This is a genomic window from Bartonella sp. AP57NXGY (assembly GCF_042195805.1).
Taxonomy (GTDB): Bacteria; Pseudomonadota; Alphaproteobacteria; order Rhizobiales; family Rhizobiaceae; genus Bartonella.
The window spans coordinates 1-1,027 of the sequence record NZ_JBHIOZ010000372.1 but is presented as its reverse complement, the minus strand read 5'-3'; the positions used below and the strand labels follow the sequence as shown (position 1 = coordinate 1,027).

The following is a 1,027-nucleotide window of genomic DNA, read 5'->3' as shown; positions in this document are numbered from 1 at the left end:
TTTTCACCGATGAATCGTGCTTTTGGGGGTGGCGTTCCTGCCATGATATGGCATCGCATCATGCTTGCTGCACATCAAAATATCATGCTCAAACAGCTCTATGGTGTTAAAGATTCTCTCCTTCCTTATCAGCCCCCAGTACTTTCTTCCCATGCAGATTCTGAAGTTCCTCCTCCAATACCCTCTACGCTTTCTCCTGAAACATTAAATATCGTGCGATTGATTAACAAAGATCTGAAAAAAACATCTGCAATTTCTTTGAAAATGAAAACAACTGGAGATTCAACATTTTGAATTCAAGATATTCACTGATGTTTTTTAATATCACCATTTTCTTTTTTATCTTCGCTTTTTCCATTTTATGTGGAACACTGAGTGTCGATTATGTGCTCAATTCCTTTCCTCATTTTGGACTCTTTAGAATTGGAAAATGGAGTGCTTATCCCCAAATGGGAACCGCCAATATGGATCCTTATACCCGCGCCCGCACCGCTAAACAAGGCATTGTTTCACTCGGACGAACTGAAGGTATTCAATTCCAGATTTGGCAAGATAACCAAGGGCGTCCACTTCATCATCACTGTCATTATTTACTCAAAGGCACCATCCCTGAAACCCGTCTTTTTACCCTTTATACAGCTGACAAATCCCTAAAACCTTATACTTCATCCAAAGAAATACCTTTTGAACTCCACACTGACAATATTATCTATGAGCATGATGGCTCATTGCGCATCAATATTTCACCCACACCGCAAGCCGGCAATTGGCTTGCAACAGTTAGTCAAAAAGAATTCGGGCTTATTCTTACCTTATACGATACCTCAATCATCTCTGCAACGGCATTACAAAAGCTTACAATGCCATCAATAGAACAAATCCCATCAGGACAAATAAATTGTGACTAGATTTATTTATACCGCACTTCTTGCAATCATTGGCGCTATTATCGTTCATATTTGCGTTCTCTTTCTGATCCCCTATTGGGCACAGGATAATATATGGACAGCACTTAAAAAATCCGGAG

The 1,027-nt window shown here is 39.8% G+C and carries 1 protein-coding gene and 1 pseudogene; both read left to right on the top strand.

Translation table 11 applies throughout. The features are described from left to right. A pseudogene (locus tag ACFIL8_RS10935) lies at window positions 1-294 on the top strand (penicillin-binding protein 1A); the annotation flags it as partial. A gap of 17 nt (window positions 295-311) precedes the next feature. Next, window positions 312-908 (top strand): DUF1214 domain-containing protein, encoded by a 597-nt coding sequence (locus ACFIL8_RS10930; RefSeq protein ID WP_375631622.1) that lies wholly within the window; start codon window positions 312-314, stop codon window positions 906-908. Window positions 909-1,027: the final 119 nt, after the last annotated feature.

Excerpts from the sequence above, each read along its gene's own strand:
- ACFIL8_RS10930 (WP_375631622.1), top strand. The coding sequence starts at position 312 with ATGTTTTTTAATATCACCATTTTCTTTTTTATCTTCGCTTTTTCCATT.